We start from the raw sequence: 23,776 nt of genomic DNA on the forward strand, positions 1-23,776 counted from the left end.
CACGGGCTCGAAAAATCAATGTCTTTCCACCCACCAAAGAGCAAAAACGGCGGACAGAAGAAACAATAAACTCGGAATGACAGCCGTCAAAAACGGCGGCCAAGTATTCAGCAATCCGATATGAGAGAACAAATTGTTGATCAGTATAAACGCTACACCGATCATGATCCCGGTAAAGATTTTCAGACTGACACCTCCCGACCGGAAATGGAGATAAGCAAATGGCAATGCCAGCGCCATCATGACAAAAACGGAAAAAGGGTAAATGATTTTTTTCCAGAACGCTATCTGATAACTCGTGGCATCCTGTTTGTTTTCAACCAGATGCCGATTGTAAACCGCCAGTTCATAAGCGGACATTTTATTAGCATCCACAGAAATCACGGAAAGAATATCCGGCGTGACATCGGATATCAAACGGACTGAATCATGCTTTTGTGTGACAAGAGCGGGTGCCGAATCCGGGAAGCGTTTGTTTTTCGACTGGCTTGCCGACTTGATTTGTGTTTCAACGACACCGTTCAGTTCCCATTCATGATTTCCCAGATAATTGCCTTTCACCGCAGTCAAGGTTCTGGCAAGTTCCAGATTCTGATCGAATTCATAGAGCTTTATCTGTTCAATCGTTCCGTCAGGTCTCATGGTTTTTATATTCATGAATCGGGACCCTGTGACAGCACCTTCCCTGCCTTTTTCACGAATGGTATCCTTGCTCCACATGCCGGTACGGAACTTGTCGGAAAGATTCCGTCCAATCAGATTGTTCCTGAAATCGGAGGCTATTCTGGATGTATACGGAGTCAACACTTCGCCTACCAGAAAAGTAAACAAGAGAAAGACCAGACCGACTTTTGCAAGCATCCAGCAGGCATCCCCCGTCGATAATGAAGAAACCCTCATAATCGTGAACTCGGAATTGGAGGCAAACAAAGCCATTGCATAAATGGTTCCGATCAATACGGCAAAAGGCATCAGCTCATATATATAGCCGGGAAATCCAAGCAGTATGTAAATAAATACATGATGCAGCTGATACCCGCCTCTTCCGACAGAAGACAGTTCGCCAATCAGATCGAAAAATGCGAATAATCCCAGAAAAGCGACCAGAATGAATGCAACCGATTTGATAATCTGGGATAAAAAGTAACGTTGCAGGATTTTCATGACCGGTTCCCCTTATCCCGCAAACGTTTGTGTTTCATGGCGGACAACAGGACATAAGGATGATATTTGCTGTTTACTCCCAGCCGCAGGGCAAAAAGCAGGAGGATAATCAGTGCAACAATCAGATGCAATGGCCACCACGCCAGACCGAAAGCCAGTTTGTTTTGGGAAACGTATGCCTGTATGAAACTGGACAAATTACTGTAAGTCATATAAAGCAAAACGGCAATGATCAGATTGAATGAGCGCCCTGCCCTGGGATTGACGAAACCCAGCGGTATAGCCAGCAACATCAACAGTACGGACATGAAAGGCAACCCGATGCGCCAGACCAATTCTCCCATTTTCTTGCTGTTCGCGTCAGTCAATAATTCCATCGTGGTCATTGACCGAGTGGATATATCGGATACTGTCACATCACCCTTTGGCGCAATATAAGCCGTGTATTTCTCGAATTCCATAATCCGGAAATCGGACTGATCCGGAGTTTCCTGATAACGCATCCCGTCTTCCAATACGACAAATTTTTCCCCTTTATCGTTGGTTTCAACTGTCCCGTTTTGAGAAACCACTGTTGTGATTTCCCCGTTTTTTGTTGAATTGATAAAAACATTTTTCACTTTCCCCAGATCATCGGACATCTTCTCGACAAAAAACACACGCTGTGCTGCCGCAGATTCCTGAAATTTTCCCGGAGAGATTCTGGCGATGTCTTCACGTTTTTCGAAACGTTCCCTGAATTCGGCACTTTGACGGTAAGCCCAGGGAGTTACAAAAAATCCCAGCAACGTCACCAGAACAACGATAGGGATGGCAAATTCCATCACCGGACGCAACCATCTTGTCAGACTTAACCCGGAAGCGAACCAGACAACCATTTCAGAATCCTGATAACTTCTCGTCACGACTAGCAGGACAGAGACAAATCCCGTCAGAATCAGTATGATCGGCATATAATTCAACGATGTAAAACCAATCAGTGCCATGACATCTTCCGACGCAACTCTTCCTTTTGCAGCCTGTCCCAGTATGCGGATCAACATCATCGTGATGGTAATCGTGAACAGCGTCAAAAATACGCCTGCTGCCGTAGAAAACAGTTCACGTTTAAGCGCACGTTGAAAAATCATGAGAAGTTATAATGGTACATGGAGGATTAAAAAATGGACTTTAGCATAAAATCAGCTGACAAAAAAAACTCTCTGAATACGATTAAAACAGACTGTATTGTCATCGGTATCTATGAAAACGGCAAACCGACCGATGAGGCGATCGAGCTCGATGCAAATGGCATTGTCACACAAGCACTTGACAGCGGCGACATCAGTGGCAAAGCCGGTTCCGTCTTGCTGGTCGGTTCCCCTGCAGGCCTTTCGGCAAAAAGACTGCTCCTGCTTGGACTCGGAAAAAAACCCATTGGAGAAAAAGACTTCAGACAAGCAATTGATACCGCGATCAAAACACTAAAACCACTGAATATCGGCGACGTGTTGATTGCCCTGCCGTTCAATACTCTTTCAAACCGTGATCTTTCATGGTCAATTTATTGCATCCTGTCGGAATTTCATTCCCAGTTATATCGCAGTGACGCTTTAAAAAATCAAAAAGAACCTTCCACTAAAATCCAGAAGGTATCATTTTACATTCCTTCAGAAGACATGACCATTGCAAGAGAAGCATTGCGCCATGCAAAGGCTATAACAGACGGAATGACTCTCGCACAGGATCTCGGCAATCTGCCCGCAAATATCTGCACTCCGACCTATCTGGCCAAGCAGGCAAAAACTCTGGCACAGACCTATAAATTCGGAACCGAGATTCTGGACAGAAAACAAATTGAATCGCTGAAAATGGGATGTTTTCTTTCCGTTGCCAAAGGAAGTGATGAGCCCCCCAAATTCATCGTTCTGAAACACATGAAGGGAAAATCAAAAGAAGCTCCCGTCATTCTTGTCGGAAAAGGAATTACATTCGATTCAGGCGGCATTTCTCTCAAACCCGGTGCAAGTATGGATGAAATGAAGTTTGATATGTGTGGTGCCGCTTCTGTCCTGGGAACCTTCAAGGCCATTGGTGAACTTGATCTGAAACAGAACATCATCGGTATTATCCCCGCCTGTGAAAACCTTCCTTCCGGCCATGCAAACAAACCCGGAGATATTGTGACCTCCATGTCCGGACAGACCGTTGAAATCCTGAATACGGATGCCGAAGGCCGCCTTATTCTCTGCGATGCCCTGACCTATGCAGAAAAATTCAATCCGGCTGTTGTTATCGACATCGCAACGCTTACGGGTGCCTGCATCGTTGCACTCGGACACATCAACAGCGGCTTGTTCACAAGACTGGATGAACAGCATGACAAGCTCGCCGGCGATTTGATTGCCGCGGCAAAAAGTTCCAATGATCCTGTGTGGCGCATGCCCATTCAAGATGCCTATCAGGACCAGCTGAAATCGAATTTTGCAGATATGGCCAACATTGGCGGCCAACCGGCAGGTTGTGTCACTGCCGCCTGTTTTCTGGAAAGATTTACACGGAAATTCGTCTGGGCACATCTGGATATTGCAGGCACAGCCTGGAAAAGCGGCCCGTCCAAAGGTGCAACAGGCCGACCGGTTCCCCTGTTGTGCACTTACCTCATCCAGCGTGAAAACCATTAAAAAATATGGCTTTAGGTTTTCCGACCTAAAGCCATATTCTGCCTGTCGATTAACCGGTTCCCGTACCTTCCTGCACGACTGACAGAAAGGAATCCGCCCTGATTCGCATTTGTCAGTTGTCTCAATTCACCACTATTGCATGGAAGTTTCTTCCGTTACCGTTTTGGTTTTTCTGACCGTTTTCTTTTTTCCTTTCCTGGTCTTATTGGCCTTTTGCTTGACTGGCTGAGAGGATGTCGATTCCTGCATCTGGATTTCCCTTGCCTGCTTCAAAACAGCCTGTGCAGCTGCCGGATCTGTTGTTTCAACGATATCGGAAGGAGGGTAATAATTGGCAGCCAATGCCATCCCTCCTATAGCCGATAACAGAACAAACAAAACGGAATGAGATATTTTCTTCATCATGAGCTCCAAAAAGTTTAATACACATTATTTGTGTCTGCTTGCAACACAATAAACCCAGAATAAGAAAACAACTCACGTCATCCCTTGATACGCCGCAAGAAAAACGCAACAAGATTCTTACAGCCCCCTAAACTGCGCACAAGTCTTGAACACATCCAGTGATGGTGTGACATTTTTCTGACGACACCATTTTGCCGTCAGTTTCAACAATTCCTTGATATCCCGACCGGATACGCCCCTGAAGTTGTCAACCAGACTGTCAACCAGATCCTCCGACAACTGAAACTGGAACTGATTGGCCAGAACATTCCAAATCCGTTTGGCATCCTCGGCTTTCGGCACTGAATAGCGGATAGTAGCTATACAACGGGATGCAATCGCATCATCCACATCATCGACACGGTTGGTTGTCAGAAAAAGCAACCCGTGAAAATATTCTAGCGTGCGCAAAAAAGACGCAACAACCGCATTATGATCGATTTCATTTCCACGCCGGCGAATATATACATCGGCTTCATCGATCAACATGACAGCACCCCAACGCTGGGCACGCTTTAAAACTTTTTCAAGATTTTTTTCGACATTTTCCGAAGAAACCCCCAACTGCCCGGAATGAACCCGATACAAAGGCCTGCCGACCACTTCCGAATAGACTTCTGCTGTCAACGTCTTGCCCAACCCAGGTGCACCTTTACACAATATCGTTGTTCCTCCCGACTTGCCTGCGACAATATCATCCATGAGAATATCCATGTCCTGCGTCAGGATATCAATCAGATCACGGTGTTCTTCCGGCAGGATCAATTTTTCCCTGAGACTGGAATCATACTGATAATCGGTTAGATTATCGACATGGATCCACATGTTCGTATGGGTTTCAAGATTGAAGCACAATATATGTGGATGAACGGGTATTTCATTGAAATTCAGTCCAAAACTTTCCCAGAACGGAGAATTGATTTTGGTAAAAAACTTTCTGTGAAGAAGCCCTTCATCATTGATAACCCTGCAAGGATTTTCAAAAACAACCCGTTCAGGATAGTGGGTCCTTTCATCCATATCCACTTCCATCCCGCTTCCTGTCGCCCAGAACTGACTGTTCATTTTAGGCAGGATGTCAGTAAAAACCTCCATGGCTTTAAGGTAACCGGCCTTTAAAGCAGGCGTCTCCTTCATGAACCCTTTCATTGCCAAAACATCGGCTATTTTTTTGAACTGCACATCTTCAGCAAAGAAATAAATGACTTTCGACGCAGGTCTGACAAGGTCATCCCGACGGGTCGGAATACTGTTCGCCGTCAAATACACCGCTACACACGGCGGTGCATTCGAAGCTTCCTGATAAGCTACGTCGGTCACAAGCCAGGGAACATGTTCCCCCTCGTCACCAAGTGTATAAAGCCAGCCGTCAATGGCATCCTGTTTAATATATTCACCCAATGCCTGGGCAAGCACGACCAGATCGTATATTTCAATATTTGCGGGATCTTTCGAGGCGGCTCTTAATCCTGCAATTGTCCCTGCCATGGCACGATGCCCCCCCTGCGTCAGTTTTTCCTGTACCCAGTCTTTTGCTATTTCATCCAGTTCATTGTAAGAAATGGTTATCTCGTCATCGCCTCTCAAAAGAAGATAGGCAGGAATATTCTTGGCCCAGTCCGCATGCGCAAAACTTTCTTTGGCCTCCTTCGCAATTGCAGCAGAAATGGTTATCAAAATACCACGTGAAGATTCTTCATAATTCATTCAAGCACTCCCGTGTTGAGGGCAAGTTGGACACAAATCAGGAACATCCGCTTTCCACATAAAAGTACATTTTAGCAAGACTTTTTGCTCATCCCCTTTTTTTTGTGAAATAGATACAGATTCTTAATAGGGTCAAACAAAGTCAGCCAGTGAAAATTCGCACGGAAATATTGACTGCAGGAATTATAAATTAAAAGAATGATATTCGCGTCGCTATATTTTGTTCTCGGTCAAACGGGAACTCCATGTCCTTGCTCACACTCTAATTACAGCTGCCACTTCAAACATAGGGAGAAATCAAATGAAAAAAATGATGTCTTTTATATTATTGATCGCTTTCGGTTTGGGCATTTCAGTTGCTCATGCACAGAATTACAATAGTGCACCGGAAGTTGCATCCACACTTTGGGCAATCAATAAAGCCGAGATTGAAACAAGCAAAATGGCAAAAGATAAAACGATCAGTCAGCCAATTCTCCAGTTCTCAACAAAAATGTTCACTGAACATCAAAATGCCCAGAAAGAACTTGAAAAAATCCTGAAAGAAAATAATATCAGCAAGATCTCCAGCGCTGATGCAAGAACATTTCGTAGCGAGGCCCGCAAAGCCATGCGTACAATGAAAAAACTCCAGGGGATCGCATTTGACAGAACCTATATGGACTATCAGATAAGTTCTCATAAAAAAGCTCTCGAAATAATCAATGGCTACATTCTTCCTCGTGTACAAAACCCGGCGCTGAAAAAACTATACACTTCAAATGAAGCAGAATATTGAAAATCATTTGCAGGAAGCCACCAGTATACGCGGTTCCATGTAACGACTCATGTGATTGAAAAAACATTTCATTGCGAGATTGATTATGTTGAATTCACCGGATCCTCAAACCAAGGAAGATCTGAAACAGAAAATGGAATCGGTTTCTGAACAGATCGATATTTCCAAAAACGACTTTATGTCCGCAACCGGCAACATCAAGGAGAACCTGAACAATGAAACTGAAAGATTCCAGGAAGATCTGAAAGACCTAAAAGATCGAGTCATTGATTTATCCAGCAAAGGGATAAATGTAGCCAGACAAACGATCTCAACAAACCTTGAAACAGCAAAAGGCAAGGCCAGTCAACTCAAACACTGTGCACTTGAAAAAGCCGGAAAAAGTATTCAATTTACAGGCAATTATATAAGAGAAAAACCATATCAATCAGTTGGAATTGCCGCCGGTATCGGTTTCCTGCTCGGAAAAATCATGTCGCGAAAATAACAACTGTCAAGAGAGGTGCTTCCGTGATCGACAAATTGAAAAACATGAGAACTATCGGAAGGTATATCCAGCAAAGGATGATGGATTATCTGAGACTTCTGTTAATTGATTTGAAAATCCAGAAGCAACTCTTCATCAACAGAATGGTTTGTCTGGCCATAATTTTCGTTTTTCTATTTCTTTCGTTAATTTTTCTGGGTATTGCCATTATACTTTCCTTTATCAATACCCCATACCTTATTATAGCTGCCTGGTGTGTTTTCCTCGCTCATGTTCTGGTTCTTCTTATCAGTCTGCTTATATATATACGGTACCGTTCATCCACCCCTTTGTTCTGCGATATTGAAAAAGAATTGAAACAGGACATCGATATGATGAAAGAATTTTTATGAAAACACTGATTTATCTTGAAAATGAGAAGAAAGTGCTCATCCAGAGCCTAAGAATCAGCAGAATTACATGGAAAAATGAATATCTGAAGGAAAGATCTGCTCATTTACGATACGAAAATTATATGAATAGTTTCTTTCCTCGAAGCATCATCTTCAGATCCGTAATGAAATACCATTCATGGATTACATTGTTGATTTCATATTTTCTGTGGAAGAAAAACTTTTTTTCTTATCTGCTGAAAAAAGTATTTCGACAATAAACTTCTGAATAACTTGATGAAAGAATCACTACGATTTTCATGAGAAATTTTTAATTATCATGGAGGAACCAAATGAGTTATCTGGTAAACGATGTCTATGGTATGTACAAGTGCGATTCTCCCGATGGAATCTGTTTTATGGGTGTCAAAACAATTATCGGCGAGGAAGTTATCGGAAAAAATGGCAAAAAACTGGGTAATATTGAGGAACTGATGATCGATATGCGAACACAACATGTCGCATATGCTCTCATGACATTCGGTGGTTTTCTGGGTATGGGAGAACGCCTCTTCGCTGTTCCCTTCCGGGCCTTTCACAACGACGGTATCAAGGGTCATTTATTCCTTGATGTCGATGAAAATTCCATCAACAATGCACCTTATATCGAAAAAGACAATTGGCCTGACATGGCGGACAAAAACTGGATTCGTGAAATCCACGCCTTTTATGGAGTCGAACCTTATCAGGTTGGCATGTAAATTTTCCAGGAGGATCTTATGAAACTTTCCCCAAAAATCTCTGCCTTTTTCATGGCATTATTTCTTGTGAGTCTGGTTGGATGCGCTTCCACCCAGCAACATCAAAGTGCCTCGGAATATATTGACGATGCTGTAATCACGACCAAAGTCAAAGCTGCCTTATTTAATGATCCAGACCTAAGTGCAGCCGAAATCAACGTCGAAACTTACAATGGAGAGGTTCAACTGAGTGGTTTCGTCTCTACACAAAGCCAGATTAATCAGGCTGTACAAGTCGCCAAGAAAGTGGAAGGCGTAAGAAAAGTCAAAAACAGCCTCTTGGTAAAATAGATAATATCCGGCCAGCAAGCTGGCCGGAAAAATTCCGGTTTACGCTTTTCTTTCAAACTCAATAAAGGAATACGGAATCGATGCATCGAATTCTCTTTTTGTTTTTTCGACAAACTGATCACTCGACAACACAGGATAAGTCGTTTCACCTTCAAAAACAGCATGAACGACGGTCAAATAAACCTTGTCAGTAAACGGCAAAGTCTGGGCAAACAACTCTCCTCCCCCACCGATTACAATATCTTCCAATCCCAGTTCACCGGCCAGTTTGATAGCTTCTTCAATGCTATGAACGACGTAGGCTCCGGCAACATCATAATCTTTCTGTCGTGAAACGATAATAGTCGTCCTGTCCGGTAAAACTCTCCCAATTGATTCGTGGGTTTTTCTCCCCAGAATTAATGCCTTGCCAACAGTGAGTCTCTTGAAAATTTTTTGTTCACCCGGAATATGCCAAGGCATTTGCCCATCTTTCCCTATTACCCTGTTTTCTGACATGGCAACGACATGAGATATAACCATTCAGTACTTCCTTTTTAAACTCGGACAAGATTGCTGCTAAAGTTTGATTTTCAGACGTGTCAAAGTTGAATTCAACAGATCATTATCAGGATCTTTCTTTTTGACTTTACTGAAAAGCGACAAAGCCTCTTGCCGATTTCCTTTTGTCCACAACACCTCGGCAAGATGAATTGCTATCTCATTGTCCGATCGCAATTTGTAGGCATGACGCAAATTCTGTTCAGCTAAATCAAGATCACCCTGTCTGAAAAAAACCCAACCAAGACTATCTATAATATAAGGGTCATCGGGTGCCAGTTTTATTGCCTTATCGATCAGTATAAATGCTTCATCCAGTCGAAGATTACGATCTGCCAATGAATACCCCAAAGCGTTATAAGCTTGCTGATAATTTGGATCGATTTCAATGATCCGTTTCAATGATTCTTCCATGAGCCCATACTTCCCCAGATTCTCTGCAGCCAAAGCATAGTCGTACAGAATATTGGTATTCTGCGGAAATTGCGCAACTCCCGACTTGAGAACATTGAAAGCATCTTTTGTTCTTTTGACTTCTTTCAGAATTTGTGCCTCAGTCAGCAACAATTTTTCCCGTTCATAAGGATTTTCATTCGCCAAATCCGTAATGATTTTCCTTGCCCTGTTGACATTTCCTTTTTTTGCATAAATCTGAGCTTTCCTGATCTCCATACCCAATGCAACCTCATCATCCTCATCCGGGTTTATTCGGGAAAGCCACTGAAGTGATTCATCATATCGATGCTGTTCTTCCGCTATCTGGGACAGCAAAAACAGAACCTGTATTGATTCCTGACGATTCTCCGTGGACTGAGCAGAAGATGTTCCAAGATACCTTTCCAAATATTTTTCTGCCGAAATATAGTCATTTTCCTGAATGGACAATAATCCAAGCGAATAGAGCGCCATCAAATCCTGAGGATCGGAATCCAGCAATATCTCGAATTCCTGTCTTGCGTTTTCATACTTCTTTTGTCCCAGCAACAAACGGGCAAGTGAAATTCTTACTTCGCGTGACTCCGGATATTTCAGCAAAAATGCAGAAAGGATATCAATGGCCTCACTGATATTGGAAGAAACTTGTGCATACGTCAACACAGCCATCTCGGAATCCGGTTTTAAAACAAGTGCTTTTTGAGCTTCATCTCTGGCTCTGCTTCGATCGTTTTTCATCAAGGCGGATACTGCCAGCGATAGATGTGCTTCAGGTGTATCCTGATACGGTGCCGCGACTTCTTCCATTATCGCAAAAGCATCCGTTTTGTTCTTGGTTCCTGCAAGAAGCTGCTGAAGCTGATAAAACAGCGCTACCCGTTTCTCTGGTGTTGCCGCAGCCAGTCTGGAAGAAAAATAATCTTTGACCTCATCCAGTCTGTTGTCCAGCACCAGAAATCCCAGCAAATACTTCTCAGCTTCTTCAGATTGCGCGGCCAATTTGTGCCAAAGGCGTACCGCTTGCAAAGCATCTTTTACATTTCTATTTTTGACAGCGATCTCAGCCGCTCTTCTGGCAAGGCGAGGATCCGCAGTTTCTTTTGCAGCATCCAACATGGTCTCATAAGCATACACATCAAGACCACGCTGTTCTGCAATATCTGCACTCAATATTTGATAAAGCAAATCATTCGTCAGCGACCTGGGCGGCAACATTTCTTGTGTCGAAATTGAAACAGACGACGATTTTGTCAACAAATCAACTTCGCTCCTTTCATGATCAGTAGAACGGTCGCTTTTAGGCAAGTCGGGTCGAGAATCCTGCTTTTTTGCTGGTATTTCAGATTCATTTGCTGAATCCGCTTGCGATGGACCAGTCAAGACAAACAAAAAGCCCAACATCATAGCGGAAATGCCCTGTAATAACTTTTTCTTCCGAATATTAGTAATCATATCAGTCCGTGCAAAAGCATTTTCTCAATGCGTATCATTTTACCTGTCAGCCGCTCTAAATATCCTACCTTCAGCAATTATCTTGCCGCTATCAACCATACTGATATTTTTTTATGCAACTCATTAAAAAAATAATACTCAAATTTAAAAAATAGGGTATAATGTATTCTTTCGCGGCTGTAGCTCAGCTGGATAGAGTACTTGGCTACGAACCAAGGGGTCGTGGGTTCGATTCCTGCCAGCCGCGCCATTTTCGAACGGGCCAGTTATTTTTAACTGGCCCGTTTTTTATTCCGATCATCCCTCATCGTGCCGTTACCTTACGCTGCTCTTTGGTCATTCGTAAAATCTTCTGTCCTCGAATACAGCAAAAGTCAAATGAGCATATGTGCCGACGTGTTGACAGCAGACGGAATAGTGACCCTCAATATTTTCGGAAATGAATCAAACCGCTCCAAAAGCATTGAAGCATTGCAAGCCTGCTTCGACTCAGTAGCCTGGTTACCTGAAGTCGACGGTGGCAATGTCATTGTGATCGCTTTCAAGGAATCGCCCAGTATCGGTTTCGAAGATCTGTACCGTCGTGCACAAACAATCAGAAAAAAAACGAAACTGAAATCGGAGAGATGGGTGGAGGGTTTGTACGAATGGATGCGAGGAAGCTGAAGGAGAGGAGTGAAGAGAAAGGGAATCGAGAAAGAAATAAAAAAGCCCCTGAATTTTCAGGGGCTTTCAGGATAATTGCCTGACGATAACCTACTTTCACACTGGTTTCAGCACTATCATCGGCGCGATATCGTTTCACGGTCCTGTTCGGGATGGGAAGGGGTGGTTCCAATTCGCTATGGTCATCAGGCATAACTTGTCGGCCGGCCGTCATCAACGTCCAGCCCAATCTGGAATCAAGCAAGAATCTTAAGGCAGATCATGTCTTTTGACAACTTCTTTTCCATAACCTGTCAAGGTTATAGAGACAAGCCTCACGAGCAATTAGTACTGGTTAGCTTAACGCATTGCTGCGCTTCCACACCCAGCCTATCAACGTCCTGGTCTCGAACGACTCTTCAGGGAGATCTAGTCTCCGGGAAGTCTTATCTTGAGGCAAGTTTCCCGCTTAGATGCTTTCAGCGGTTATCTTTCCCGAACTTAGCTACCCGGCAATGCCACTGGCGTGACAACCGGTACACCAGAGGTTCGTCCACTCCGGTCCTCTCGTACTAGGAGCAGCCCCTCTCAAACTTCCAACGCCCACGGCAGATAGGGACCAAACTGTCTCACGACGTTTTAAACCCAGCTCACGTACCACTTTAAATGGCGAACAGCCATACCCTTGGGACCGACTACAGCCCCAGGATGTGATGAGCCGACAATCCGTGTTTTTTACCCAATGATTCTATTGGATAGAAACCGCCATCCACGTTAAAAATATACCGCGACTCTTCCAGTGACTGTTTCCAACATGCATCATCAACCTAATATCCCATTATTTCTGCAAGAACCAGTGGTAACGATACGGTATTGAAAATTCTCATGTTTTGGTTTTCCACAGAATATTTGTCAACCAAACTCCTAGCTCGCTGCATCAGCATTTTGTCCTCTGACCACATAACTAACGGAATTTCATACTGCCGTTTGTCCAAGTTCGGCATTCCATGCCCTTTATTGACAATTTCACCATGATCAGGAACATAAACAAACAATGTATTCCTGTTACTATTGTCAACCTGCGTCAACAACTCCAGAAATTTGTCCGTGTTCGCAATGGTTGCATCATAATGGCGATATTCTGGCAATGAATTAGCTGCCCACTCAAAATCGGCCTGATTATGGCCGTATTTGCATCCGAGATGACTGCCCCTCAAATGAAGAACAAAAAACTGCTTTGCACTTTTATGCAGAAAATCTGAAAACGGTTCAAACAAAGTATCATCAAATTGACCCGGAATAAAAGAAACGATATCTGCCTGCAAAGCAATCACCCTGACCAAAGTATCATGAAGCCCGACTCCTGCTTGCTTGGATAACCATACTGTCTGGTATCCAGCATTTTTGGCAAATTCCAGAAGGCTGGCCTTTTTTACAAAAGGTTCAATCTGTCTGGCTGTAGCCAGACTGAATATCCTGATAACCACTTCTCTGGTGATCGGTGCTGGTGAAATTGCATTGAAAACAGCAGTTTTGTCCTTGTCTTTCTGCATTTTCATCATGAAATCATCTGTCGGATGTGCATATCCGTAAATACCATGATGCCCTTTATTATCGCTTTCTCCCAATATAACAACTATTCTTTGCGGTGCTTTTTTCACTGATTGGGAAACGAGTTATCTCATCAGGCAGTTCCCTTTTCTTTTCCAGTGCCTCATCTACTTTGGATTGTGCCGCATAATATCCGGCAATCATTGCCGGTTCTTTTGTTACCAAATATGTACGATATTTCAATCCCATTATCTCGACAGGATACTGTCTGAATTCATATGCTTCTCTTATCGGCAAATTCAACCATGACGGTACAGCCACTTTCAGCATCGGAAACAGCAGAAGTATAATCAGCACGACTATGCCAACGGGTCCTGTTTTTGATGTATTTCGCGTCAATCCGAAAAGGACTGTAAAAATGCCGGCAAACAGTAACCAAGGTACAATTCCCGCATGAAACAGAAATTCCTTGGCTTCTACGTAATGCGTTTCCAGTACAGAAGCCATCATTCCATCATGTAAAACACCTCCATACATATAAATACATGAGACATTGAGCGCCGCAACAAATGAGACATATAAAAGAGCAGGTATCCTTAATGGATAAGCCAAACGTACAAGCAAAAATATAGTTATTGTATTGGCAACTGAACGGGATAATGTACGAGAGAAAGCTTTAGGCAGATAAAAATAAAAAAAAACAAGAGACCAGCAGTAACAAAAATATTGTCTGTAAATCGAAGAAATTTTTTACTCGATCTTTCCAATCATTGAATTGAACCTTAAATTTCATAGATGCTATATCCAATAGATTCTATTCCTGAAAAATTCTGATGAAGTGTTCCTGCAATAAACAGAAAAAACGATAGACCACAGCGTTTGAACCGTTCTGAGAACAAAAACTCCTTATCAACACTATTTGTAAACAGAATCTTTGTTCTTTCGATTCTCCCCTCTTCTTTCCTGCGCCCTCTAAAAAGTATTAATGGATGGCATGTATTTGTAGATCGTTGTTTTTATCGTGTTTTTTCTTCCCGCTTTTTCGGAATGCCGGTGATGCTCATGGCGGGAGGCCGCCAGGACGTTTCTGTTTTTCCCTGATTTTTGATAGACTTGGCGGTACTTTCTGCTGTATCGGCGGACAAGGTCAGGATCCGTTAATACTTTTTAGCGGATGCTTCTTTTTCCGATTTTTTTTGACTAGGTGACGATTATTTGAGGAAATAACGGTTTGCTTGGTATTCTTTGACCAGATTTTGTAGAAAAATATCTGCTGATACAACGCATAGATAGAAAAGATAAGTTGTCAGATCATTTTTTACGACTTAACCGATTTCACCGGTTATAAGAGATTTTGTTCTATTCCATAGACGACAAAATTTTTCTCAAAGACAATCCGACATTCCTTTTCCTGACGACAGACTAACAGTAACGGCCGTCAATGATAGGATTTCCGGTAGGTGGTTCGGACAGGTTTAGTGGAAACCATCAGCTTCATGATATCGGCCAGTTTTTAAGGATCTGGCAAAAAATATCAGGATATTTTCATAGTCAAGAAAAACAGGAAATTGCTCTCCATGCTGATCATGGCTGGCGCCAGCGAATGAGGTTCAAAAGCGACGACCACAGACCAGTGCTCGGGATGGGCAAATCTTGTACGAATATATCGTTCGGCCTGTTTTTATGGTTTGTTCTGATACCGTTTTTCTCTATTTTTCAGGCAATTTCAGGAATGAAAAGATTTGATTCACCAGCCCAGAAATGTTGACAAAATATTTATGAGACAAAATCTCTTTAAAAACGATATGTTATAAGCGAAAAAACAACGTGTTGCCTCTGCCCGTTTTTGGGAAGACAAGAAATTCTTTCAACTCTACTCGTGAAAAGACCATTTCACAAAAAAGACAACAAGTTGGCAAAAATAGCCATATTTACGCAAAAAGTGTTTTAAATGCCTGAAAATACTCCGGAAACGTTTTTGCAACACACTTTGGATCATTAATACGGATTTTCGCCCCTTGTTTGTTGGAACTCGACAAACAGGCCAGAGAGAAACACATGGCTATACGATGATCATCATATGTATCGATTGTCGCATCTGAAATTCGTGTAGCGGGAATAACTTTCAGCCAGTCATCTCCCGTTTCCACATCAACACCCAGCTTTGTCAATTCTGTTGCCATCGCGACTATCCTGTCAGTTTCCTTGACCCGCCAACTGCCGATATTACGCAGTACACTCGGGCCATCTGCATACACAGCCAGCATGGCCACTGTCATCGCTGCATCCGGAATGAGATTGAAATCATCGTCAATACATTTCAACGGGCCATTCGATACGACTTCAATGAAATTATCTCCATAAACCACCTTGGCTCCCATCTGCTGGAGTATATCGCAAAACCGGACGTCGCCCTGAATGCTGTTCTTCCCTATCCCCTCGACTTTGACCGGGCCACCAGCAATCGCGGCAGCAGCTAAAAAATAGGAAGCGGACGACGCATCTCCTTCTACATGCAAAACTCCCGGGCTTTTATAAGTTTGCCCTTTTTTCAGAGTAAAAGCGTTCCAGCCATCCTGTTCAATTTCCACTCCAAACGAACGCATCAAATTGAGCGTAATTTCAATATATGGTTTTGAAATCAGCTCACCGATAACATGAATGGTCACATCCTGTGTTCTTGCCATTAATGGGGAAGCCATCAGCAATGCTGTCAGAAATTGACTGGAAACATTGCCGCGTACTTTGAGATTGTGAGACCTTATATGGCCTTCATGAATCCGGATAGGTGGATACCCTGGATTTTCGACATATTCGATATTGGCACCGGATTCATTGAGTGCGTCGACCAAATCGCCAATTGGTCGCTCATGCATACGTTTGATTCCATGCAACAGAAAATCACCACCTAAAACTGCCAGTGCGGCTGCCAGCGGCCGTATGGCTGTTCCCGCATTTCCCAAGAACAGATCCGCTTTCCGTACCGGTAATTCCCCTTTTGTCCCTGTGACGATATATTCATTGTCGAAACCGGTCCGGCTCCAGTCAACACCGAGTTTTTCCAGTGCCTGAAGCATGACCATCGTATCATCGGATGCAAGAAGATCCTTGATGACTGTCTGGCCTTCGGCAAGTGCCGATAGCAGCAACGTCCTGTTTGATATGCTTTTCGAGCCGGGAAGACGTACTGTCCCGGAAACGTGTCCGACAGGTAAAAGGTCAATATGTTTTGGATAATGGTGCATGGGACGATTTTTACTTTTTCGATTCGGAATTTTCAATCGTATTCAGCCAGTTCATTCTGGCTCTCTGGGCATTGGCATAGATTTTCTCCAGTTCAGGCCCATCCGCTTTTTCCACCAGATCGCGCATATTTTTCAATTCCTCCAGATAAGCATCCATTTCGGTCAAAAGATGGGCACGATTGGCCAGGGTGATATCCCGCCACATTTCAGGGGAAGAACTGGCAATTCTTGTAAAATCCCGGAATCCGCTGGCGGCATACTGGAAAAAGAGATCTGATTTGGCATGATTGGCAACATAATCCACAAGCCCGTAAGCCAGCAAATGCGGCATATGGCTGACTGTCGCAAAAACACTGTCATGATCATCTGGCGACAGATAATGAATAATGGAACCACATTGCTCCCACAAGCCCGCGATCTTCTCAATATCATCTTTACGGTTTTCGGAGAGCGCGGTAATGACCGTCTTCTTTCCGGCAAACAAATCATCTATCGCTGCATCGGGACCATTCATTTCTCGTCCGGCAATCGGATGAGCCGGAACAAAACGATCAATCTTTTCAGCAAGCACTTCGCGTGCCACGGCAATAACATCCGTCTTGGTACTGCCCGTATCTGTCACAACCATTTCGGCAGACAGATACGGCATAACCATTTTGAGAACATTTCCCGTCTGGGCAACCGGCACCGACAACACCAGCAAATCGGCCCCCTGGAATGTTTCGTCCATTGGCGAACCTGCATCATCAACGATACCAAGAGCATACGCCCTGGACAGAATTTCCCGATTTCTCTCCAATCCTACGATACGGCCTTTGTAACCGTTTTTCCGTAGTGCCAATGCAAGCGATCCGCCAATCAGCCCGACGCCGCAAATTACAATTTTCTTGAATGGAACCACGAGCTTATGCCAATATTTCTTTCAACGCTCTGACAAACGCCTGATTTTCTTCAGGCAACCCGATTGAAATACGCAACCATTTCGGCAAGCCATAAGCATTGACAGGGCGAACGATGATACCTTTTTTCAACAATTCCAGATTGATACGCGAACCCGCTCCATCGTCTTCCCCGACTTTGACCAGAACGAAATTCCCGTGCGAAGGAACATATTCCAAACCCATTTCACGGAATGATCCCGTCAGGAAACGATAACCATCCGCATTGATCTGTGCACTTTTTTCCAGAAAATCCTTATCGTTCAAAGCGGCAACAGCAGCAGCCTGAGCCAGGGTATTGACATTAAACGGCTGCCTTATCCGATTCAGAAGATCCGTCAGCTCAGGTTGGGCAAGTCCGAATCCGACACGCAAGCCGGCAAGACCATAAGCTTTTGAAAAAGTACGGGATACCAGAAGATTGGGGTATTTTTTTACCCATTCGACAGAATCATACTGAATGGCTGAATCCAGATATTCGTTATAAGCTTCATCAATGACAACGACAATATTCGAAGGAACCTTTGCCAAAAAGGCATCAATATCATCAGGATTCAGGAAAGTTCCGGTCGGATTATTCGGATTGGCAATGAAAATCAGCCGTGTATCTTCCGTAATGGCATTCAACATCGCCGGCAAATCATGACCGAAATTGACCGAAGGAACCTGAATGCCTTTTGCACCAATTGCCTTGGCGACAAGCGCATAGACGAGAAACGAATATTCCGAGAAAATAATGGACTGTCCTTTCTGGACAAATGTCCGCCCCGCAAGATCAATGATATCGTTGCTCCCGTTTCCCAATGTAATCCAGTCCTGCGGAACGGAATACCGCTCGGAAATGACCTTCTTCAACTCAAATCCGTTTGCATCGGGATAACGTCCCGTATCCTTCAGAGCATTCTGAACAGCCTGTTTGGCCGATTCAGGCATCCCCAGCGGATTTTCATTTGATGCCAGCTTGATAATTTTTTCTGGATCAATCCCGAATTCACGGGCAACTTCGGAAATAGGCTTGCCGGCCTGGTAAGGTGCAATAGCACGGATATAATCTGGAGCGAACTGATTAGACATGATAATTCCAGTAATACGAATTAAATAGGATAAGAGCCCAATACTTTGAAATAGACCACTCTGTCTTTCAGTTCAGACAGAGCCTTTTCGATTTTTTCTTCCCTGACATGACCGTCTATATCCACGAAAAAATAGTATTCCCAGTTACCGGTCTTTGCCGGCCGGGATTCCAGTCTCGTCATTGAAACGCCATACTTTTCAAGTGGCTCAAGCATTTTATACACTGCACCGGCCTTGTTCTGGACCGATAAAAGCAATGACGTCTGATCTTTTCCGGTCGGTTCGGTTTCTTTTCTTCCGACAACCGCAAAGCGAGTCCTGTTCTGCGATTCATCCTGAATATGAGCGCTGACGACCTGCAGGCCATAACGCTTCGAAGCCATTTCACCGGCGATTGCCGCGACTTGACTATCTTCGCTGGCCATACGCGCCGCCTCCGCATTGGATGACACGGCATGCCTCATGATATTGGGAAAATGCTGGTTAAGCCATCCCTGACACTGTGCCAAAGCCTGGGAATGGGCACAGATTGTCTGGACATTTTCCATTTTTCCGGTTCTGGTCATCAAATTATGCTGGATGGGAATGGATATTTCACTACTGATTGTCAACGGGGTCTGCATCAGTAAATCCAGCGTCCGGTTAATCGCTCCTTCTGTCGAATTCTCGATCGGAACGACACCGAAATCGGCCGTTCCTGCCTCAGCCGCACGGAAAACCTCATCAATTGTAGGACAAGGCAAAGCATCGATAGCCATACCAAAGTAACGGTACACGGCCTGTTCGGAAAAAGTTCCAGCGGGACCAAGATAAGCGACAATAATTCTTTTTTCAAGTGAACGGCATGCCGACATGATTTCCTTGTAAATCGTTTGCAATTCGGCATTTCCCAAAGGTCCGGGATTGCGTTCCACGATCTGCCTTAATACCTGTGCTTCCCTGTCCGGTCTGAAAATCGGGGCATCCAATTTATTTTTTACATGCCCAACTTCCTGAGCCACTCGTGCCCTACGGTTCAACAAATCCAGTATCTGGGTATCGATCTCATCGATTCGATCCCGTAGAGGTTTCAATAATTTTTCCATGGATAAAAAAATAGATACTTTGCTGCCTGAATGAAAAATCGACTGACGTGAACTGCCAAGGATTATTGTAAGGCATAACAGCCCAATTACCCAGTTTGGGCCTTGTACAATCGCCAATGCCTCTGTTCGAAATCCCGCATAAAAGCAACAAGCGCTTTGACCCCCTCTATCGGCATGGCATTGTATAGAGATGCACGCATCCCTCCCTGCAAGCGATGTCCTTTCAATTGGAACAGACCATGTGCAGAAGCTTCCATGACAAACCTGTCATTCAAGGATTCATCCTCAAGAAAAAAAGGAACATTCATCCTTGATCGACTGCCTGTTTCGACATCATTATGATAAAAATCACTGCGATCGATAAAGTCATAAAGCAAAGACGACTTTTCGATGCTTTCACGTTCCATTCTGGAAACCCCTCCCTGTTTTTTCAGCCACCTGAAAACAAGGCCACAAATATAAATGGCATAAGTCGGTGGCGTATTGAACATGGAATCGCTTTCCACGACATTCTTCCAGTCAAAAACGGACGGGCAAAACGGAGAAGCATATCCGATCAGATCTTCCCGAACGATAAGAAGAGTCACCCCCGCCGGCCCCAGATTTTTCTGGGCACTGGCAAAAACCACATCATATATCGAGAAATCGACAGGACGGGACAAAATCTCGGAAGACATATCGGCCACGAGCGGAGCGCTACCGGTATCCGGAGTAAAATGAAACTGACAGCCATTGATCGTTTCATTCGTGCAGATATGAATATAGGCGGCACCGTCCGACAGATGCCAGACACTTCTTTCCGGGACAGACAGGAATCCGCTCTTCTCCGATGAAGCGACAATATTGACATGTCCATATTTCCTCGCTTCATTCAGCGATTTTCCGGACCATATCCCTGTGTGCACGAAATCCATAGTGGCATTTGAGCCGGGACGATTGACGAGATTCAGAGGAATGATCGCATTCATGGCCGTTGCGCCGCCCTGCATGAAAAGTATGCGATGGGATTCCGGAATTTCCAGAAGATCGCGAAGATCATTCCTTGCCCGCTCAATGATCCTGCCAAATTCCGCACCACGATGACTCAGTTCCATGGCAGACATACGACATCCATGCCAGTCGCACATCTCAGCGGCAGCCTGCATTAACACACTCTCCGGCAATGTGGCGGGTCCCGCTGAAAAATTATATGGACGCATCAGTCCGTGTCTTCTCCTGAATTTTCCGCTTCATCATCAATATCGGATTCCATTATGCGCTGAAGCCCGCTAAGAGTCGTCCCTTCCTCTATCGAAATCAGCGTTACCCCCTGGGTAGCACGTCCCATCTCGCGAATCTCGGCAACACGTGTACGAATCAGAACGCCTCCTGTCGTAATCAGCATGATTTCGTCATTTTCACTGACAAGTGTCGCGGCAACCACCTTACCGTTGCGTTCACTTGTCTGTATGGCAATCATGCCCTTCGTTCCTCTCCCGTGACGGGTATATTCGGAAATCGGTGTCCGCTTGCCGAACCCGTTCTCAGTTGCCGTCAATACCGACTGGTTTTCATCGCCAGCAACAAGCAGGGCAATCACTTTCTGGTCATCATCCAGATTCATGCCTTTCACGCCGCGTGCCGTTCTTCCCATGGGACGGACATCGTTTTCATCGAAACGCACAGCCTTGCCAGCATCCGAGAAAAGCATGACGTCGTGATTGCCGTCCGTTAATGCAGCGCCGATCAGATAATCGCCTTCATCAAGACCGACAGCGATAATCCCTGCCTTGCGTGGATTGCTGAAATCGGTCAGCGGGGTTTTCTTGACCGTTCCCTGGCTGGTTGCCATAAAAATGAAATGATTTTCAGGGAAACTCCGGTTTTCGCCAGACAACGGCAAAATAACTGTAATTTTCTCGTCTGACTGTAACGGGAACATATTGACGATCGGTTTTCCCCTGGAATTACGCGATCCCTGAGGCACCTCCCAAACCTTCAGCCAGTACATACGTCCCCTGTCTGAAAAACAGAGAATGTAATCATGCGTATTGGCAATAAACAGCTGATCGACCCAGTCATCTTCCTTTGTCGCTGTCGCTTGCCTGCCTCGCCCTCCCCGCTTTTGTGCGCGGTACTCGGATAATGGCTGCGCCTTGATATAACCGCCATGCGACAGCGTAACGACCATATCCTGCGGTGTGATCAAATCTTCCGTTTCGAGATCACTGGCATTCAGCTCGATTTCAGAACGCCGGATATCTTTTGCCTTTTCTCCATATTCATCGATGACGTCTCTCAATTCACCATCAATAATAGCCAGTACCCGTTCCGGTTTGGCAAGAATATCCAGCAACTCCGCTATCTGCGCCATGACCTCGCCATACTCGTTCAGTATTCTGTCCTGTTCCAGTCCGGTCAGGCGTTGCAAACGCATCTGCAAAATTTCCGTTGCCTGCTCTTCCGACAGTTTGTACAGACCATCAGGCTGTATGCCATACATTCTCGGCAACCCTTCCGGCCTGAAATCATGAACACTATTCGAATGTTCCACACTTGTCCTCTCAAGCATCGATCTGACCAGAGACGAATCCCATGATCTGGCCATCAATTCCTGACGTGCAATCGGTGGCGTCGGTGCTGCACGGATAATGGCAATGAAATCGTCAATATTAGCCAGCGCAACCGCCAATCCTTCCAGCACATGTCCCCGTTCACGCGCTTTCCGCAACTCGAAAATTGTTCTGCGCGTCACCACTTCACGGCGATGGGCCAGAAAACATTCCAGCATCTGTTTCAGATTCAGCAGTTTCGGCTGTCCATCAACCAAAGCCACCATGTTCATGCCAAACGTATCCTGCAACTGGGTTTGCTTGAACAAATTGTTCAGAACCACTTCCGCAACTTCATTGCGTTTCAATTCAATGACCACCCGCATTCCGGATTTGTCCGATTCGTCACGAATATCGGAAATACCGTCCAGCTTTTTCTCGCGGACCCCCTCGGCAATCCGTTCCAGCAAGGTTTTCTTGTTGACCTGATACGGCAGTTCATCAATGATGATCGCCTGTCTGCCATCGCGGCCATGCTCTTCAAAGTGCGTTCTGGCTCGCATGACCACGCGCCCCCGTCCGGTACGGTACCCCTCTCGCACCCCCGCCACGCCATAAACAAGCCCCCCTGTCGGAAAATCCGGCGCGGGTATGATGTCGATCAGTTCGTCTATCGTACAATCCGGATTATGAAGCAGGTGCAAGGATCCCCGGATAACCTCAACCAGATTATGCGGCGGAATATTAGTCGCCATCCCGACGGCGATTCCTGAAGAACCATTGATCAAAAGATTCGGAATTCTTGTCGGCAACACGGAAGGTTCTTTTTCCTTGCCATCGTAATTGGGAACGAAATCGATTGTTTCCTTGTCGATATCGGCCAGCATTTCATCAGCGATTCTGTCCAGCCGGCATTCCGTATAACGCATTGCAGCGGCATTATCCCCATCAACCGAACCGAAATTGCCCTGACCATCGACGAGCGTATATCGCAAAGAAAAATCCTGTGCCATGCGCACCAAGGTATCATAGATGGACTGGTCGCCATGCGGATGATACTTACCCATAACCTCACCGACAACGCGGGCACACTTGACATAAGGCCGGTTCCAGGTATTGTTCATTTCATGCATACCGAACAGAACACGACGATGGACTGGCTTCAGACCATCCCGAACATCCGGTAACGCCCTGCCCACGATAACGCTCATCGCGTAGTCGAGGTAGCTTTTACGCATTTCATCTTCCAATGAAATGGAAATGGTTTCTTTTGCGAATTGATCCATGTGAGATATTTCTGACAGACAGAATAGACTAGGTTAGATTCCGTAGATACCGGAAATACAAAAACATGATTTTACCACGCGAACAAGCCAAACCCTTTCAAATCCGTTTTTTTCAGCTAAGTATTTCTTTTCATTGAAATATTATTTTCATGCGACAGGGGATGACTTGATTTTTTCCAACGTCCGATATATAAAAACAACCGCAGTGATCGTTAATGTTCTTACAGGAAAAAACTGTCATACCCGGTTGCGAAAAAGCTACAAAACGATAATAAAAGTTGATCTAACA

21 protein-coding genes, 1 tRNA gene, 1 rRNA gene and 2 other annotated features are annotated in these 23,776 nt (G+C 44.7%); of the genes, 8 read left to right on the forward strand and 15 right to left on the reverse strand.

What is annotated here, in order from left to right; all coding sequences use genetic code 11:
• Window positions 1–15: 15 nt before the first annotated feature.
• Complete coding sequence (lptG, locus tag NB647_RS09580) at window positions 16–1,164, reverse strand: LPS export ABC transporter permease LptG (RefSeq protein WP_269283280.1); 1,149 nt, start codon at window positions 1,162–1,164, stop codon at window positions 16–18.
• Complete coding sequence (gene lptF / locus NB647_RS09585; RefSeq protein ID WP_269264374.1) at window positions 1,161–2,294, reverse strand: LPS export ABC transporter permease LptF; 1,134 nt, start codon at window positions 2,292–2,294, stop codon at window positions 1,161–1,163. Before lptF ends, lptG begins: the two co-directional genes overlap by 4 nt.
• Before the next feature lie 33 nt (window positions 2,295–2,327).
• Here lptF and NB647_RS09590 point away from each other — a divergent pair, with 33 nt between their 5' ends.
• Window positions 2,328–3,827: a leucyl aminopeptidase gene (locus tag NB647_RS09590; RefSeq protein ID WP_269283282.1), complete on the forward strand. Its 1,500-nt coding sequence runs from the start codon at window positions 2,328–2,330 to the stop codon at window positions 3,825–3,827.
• A gap of 132 nt (window positions 3,828–3,959) precedes the next feature.
• Here NB647_RS09590 and NB647_RS09595 read toward each other — a convergent pair whose 3' ends face one another.
• Together NB647_RS09595 and NB647_RS09600 are read right to left on the reverse strand one after the other, a co-directional pair.
• Complete coding sequence (locus NB647_RS09595) at window positions 3,960–4,229, reverse strand: hypothetical protein (RefSeq protein ID WP_269283284.1); 270 nt, start codon at window positions 4,227–4,229, stop codon at window positions 3,960–3,962.
• Window positions 4,230–4,349: 120 nt separating this feature from the next.
• On the reverse strand, window positions 4,350–5,978 hold the full coding sequence (locus tag NB647_RS09600) for an AAA family ATPase (RefSeq protein ID WP_269283286.1): 1,629 nt from the start codon (window positions 5,976–5,978) through the stop codon (window positions 4,350–4,352).
• A gap of 301 nt (window positions 5,979–6,279) precedes the next feature.
• Here NB647_RS09600 and NB647_RS09605 point away from each other — a divergent pair, with 301 nt between their 5' ends.
• From NB647_RS09605 to NB647_RS09625, 5 genes are all read left to right on the forward strand, one after another.
• Complete coding sequence (locus NB647_RS09605) at window positions 6,280–6,756, forward strand: DUF4142 domain-containing protein (RefSeq protein WP_269283289.1); 477 nt, start codon at window positions 6,280–6,282, stop codon at window positions 6,754–6,756.
• A gap of 55 nt (window positions 6,757–6,811) precedes the next feature.
• The gene (locus tag NB647_RS09610) at window positions 6,812–7,243 is read left to right on the forward strand and encodes an ElaB/YgaM/YqjD family protein (protein WP_269283291.1); all 432 of its coding nucleotides are present in this window, start codon (window positions 6,812–6,814) and stop codon (window positions 7,241–7,243) included.
• Between the two features lie 80 nt (window positions 7,244–7,323).
• Window positions 7,324–7,635, forward strand: coding sequence for a phage holin family protein (locus NB647_RS09615; protein WP_416143587.1), 312 nt, complete (start codon window positions 7,324–7,326; stop codon window positions 7,633–7,635).
• 332 nt (window positions 7,636–7,967) lie between these two features.
• Window positions 7,968–8,375 carry a PRC-barrel domain-containing protein gene (locus NB647_RS09620; RefSeq protein WP_269283292.1) on the forward strand — a complete coding sequence of 136 codons (408 nt, stop codon included), beginning with the start codon at window positions 7,968–7,970 and terminating at the stop codon, window positions 8,373–8,375.
• Between the two features lie 18 nt (window positions 8,376–8,393).
• Window positions 8,394–8,705: a BON domain-containing protein gene (locus tag NB647_RS09625; RefSeq protein ID WP_269264381.1), complete on the forward strand. Its 312-nt coding sequence runs from the start codon at window positions 8,394–8,396 to the stop codon at window positions 8,703–8,705.
• 39 nt (window positions 8,706–8,744) lie between these two features.
• On the opposite strand, the gene NB647_RS09630 is transcribed toward NB647_RS09625, so the two are convergent.
• Together NB647_RS09630 and NB647_RS09635 are read right to left on the reverse strand one after the other, a co-directional pair.
• Window positions 8,745–9,227, reverse strand: coding sequence for a dihydrofolate reductase (locus NB647_RS09630; protein ID WP_269283294.1), 483 nt, complete (start codon window positions 9,225–9,227; stop codon window positions 8,745–8,747).
• A gap of 36 nt (window positions 9,228–9,263) precedes the next feature.
• Window positions 9,264–11,132: a tetratricopeptide repeat protein gene (locus NB647_RS09635; protein ID WP_269283296.1), complete on the reverse strand. Its 1,869-nt coding sequence runs from the start codon at window positions 11,130–11,132 to the stop codon at window positions 9,264–9,266.
• A gap of 173 nt (window positions 11,133–11,305) precedes the next feature.
• On the opposite strand from NB647_RS09635, the gene NB647_RS09640 reads away from it, so the two are divergent.
• Both NB647_RS09640 and NB647_RS09645 read left to right on the forward strand, forming a co-directional pair.
• Window positions 11,306–11,382: transfer RNA gene (locus NB647_RS09640), tRNA-Arg, on the forward strand.
• Between the two features lie 128 nt (window positions 11,383–11,510).
• A complete protein-coding gene (locus tag NB647_RS09645; protein ID WP_269283299.1) occupies window positions 11,511–11,798 on the forward strand; it encodes a class I SAM-dependent methyltransferase in 288 nt (95 codons plus the stop codon).
• A gap of 77 nt (window positions 11,799–11,875) precedes the next feature.
• On the opposite strand, the gene rrf is transcribed toward NB647_RS09645, so the two are convergent.
• The 9 genes from rrf to gyrA form a co-directional block, all read right to left on the reverse strand.
• A 5S ribosomal RNA gene (gene rrf / locus NB647_RS09650) occupies window positions 11,876–11,988 on the reverse strand.
• A gap of 126 nt (window positions 11,989–12,114) precedes the next feature.
• Window positions 12,115–12,379, reverse strand: a sequence feature (23S ribosomal RNA rRNA prediction is too short).
• 19 nt (window positions 12,380–12,398) lie between these two features.
• Window positions 12,399–12,501: a sequence feature (23S ribosomal RNA rRNA prediction is too short), on the reverse strand.
• Between the two features lie 103 nt (window positions 12,502–12,604).
• Window positions 12,605–13,438 carry a phosphoethanolamine transferase gene (locus NB647_RS09655; RefSeq protein ID WP_269283301.1) on the reverse strand — a complete coding sequence of 278 codons (834 nt, stop codon included), beginning with the start codon at window positions 13,436–13,438 and terminating at the stop codon, window positions 12,605–12,607.
• Window positions 13,389–13,952, reverse strand: a complete 564-nt coding sequence (locus NB647_RS09660) for a phosphoethanolamine transferase domain-containing protein (RefSeq protein ID WP_269283303.1) — start codon at window positions 13,950–13,952, stop codon at window positions 13,389–13,391. Before NB647_RS09660 ends, NB647_RS09655 begins: the two co-directional genes overlap by 50 nt.
• A 1,307-nt stretch (window positions 13,953–15,259) precedes the next feature.
• Window positions 15,260–16,573 (reverse strand): 3-phosphoshikimate 1-carboxyvinyltransferase, encoded by a 1,314-nt coding sequence (aroA, locus tag NB647_RS09665; RefSeq protein ID WP_269283305.1) that lies wholly within the window; start codon window positions 16,571–16,573, stop codon window positions 15,260–15,262.
• Between the two features lie 10 nt (window positions 16,574–16,583).
• Entirely contained in the window at window positions 16,584–17,474 is an 891-nt protein-coding gene (locus NB647_RS09670) for a prephenate dehydrogenase (RefSeq protein WP_269283306.1), read from the reverse strand.
• A gap of 4 nt (window positions 17,475–17,478) precedes the next feature.
• Entirely contained in the window at window positions 17,479–18,585 is a 1,107-nt protein-coding gene (gene hisC / locus NB647_RS09675) for a histidinol-phosphate transaminase (RefSeq protein WP_269283308.1), read from the reverse strand.
• Window positions 18,586–18,605: 20 nt separating this feature from the next.
• Window positions 18,606–19,670, reverse strand: a complete 1,065-nt coding sequence (pheA, locus tag NB647_RS09680; protein WP_269283310.1) for a prephenate dehydratase — start codon at window positions 19,668–19,670, stop codon at window positions 18,606–18,608.
• Window positions 19,671–19,756: 86 nt separating this feature from the next.
• Window positions 19,757–20,872, reverse strand: a complete 1,116-nt coding sequence (gene serC, locus NB647_RS09685; protein ID WP_269284804.1) for a 3-phosphoserine/phosphohydroxythreonine transaminase — start codon at window positions 20,870–20,872, stop codon at window positions 19,757–19,759.
• The gene (gene gyrA / locus NB647_RS09690; RefSeq protein WP_269283312.1) at window positions 20,869–23,487 is read right to left on the reverse strand and encodes a DNA gyrase subunit A; all 2,619 of its coding nucleotides are present in this window, start codon (window positions 23,485–23,487) and stop codon (window positions 20,869–20,871) included. Before gyrA ends, serC begins: the two co-directional genes overlap by 4 nt.
• Window positions 23,488–23,776: the final 289 nt, after the last annotated feature.

The sequence above is a fragment of the Oxalobacter aliiformigenes genome, from assembly GCF_027116575.1.
In the GTDB taxonomy this organism is placed as follows: Bacteria; Pseudomonadota; Gammaproteobacteria; order Burkholderiales; family Burkholderiaceae_D; genus Oxalobacter; species Oxalobacter aliiformigenes.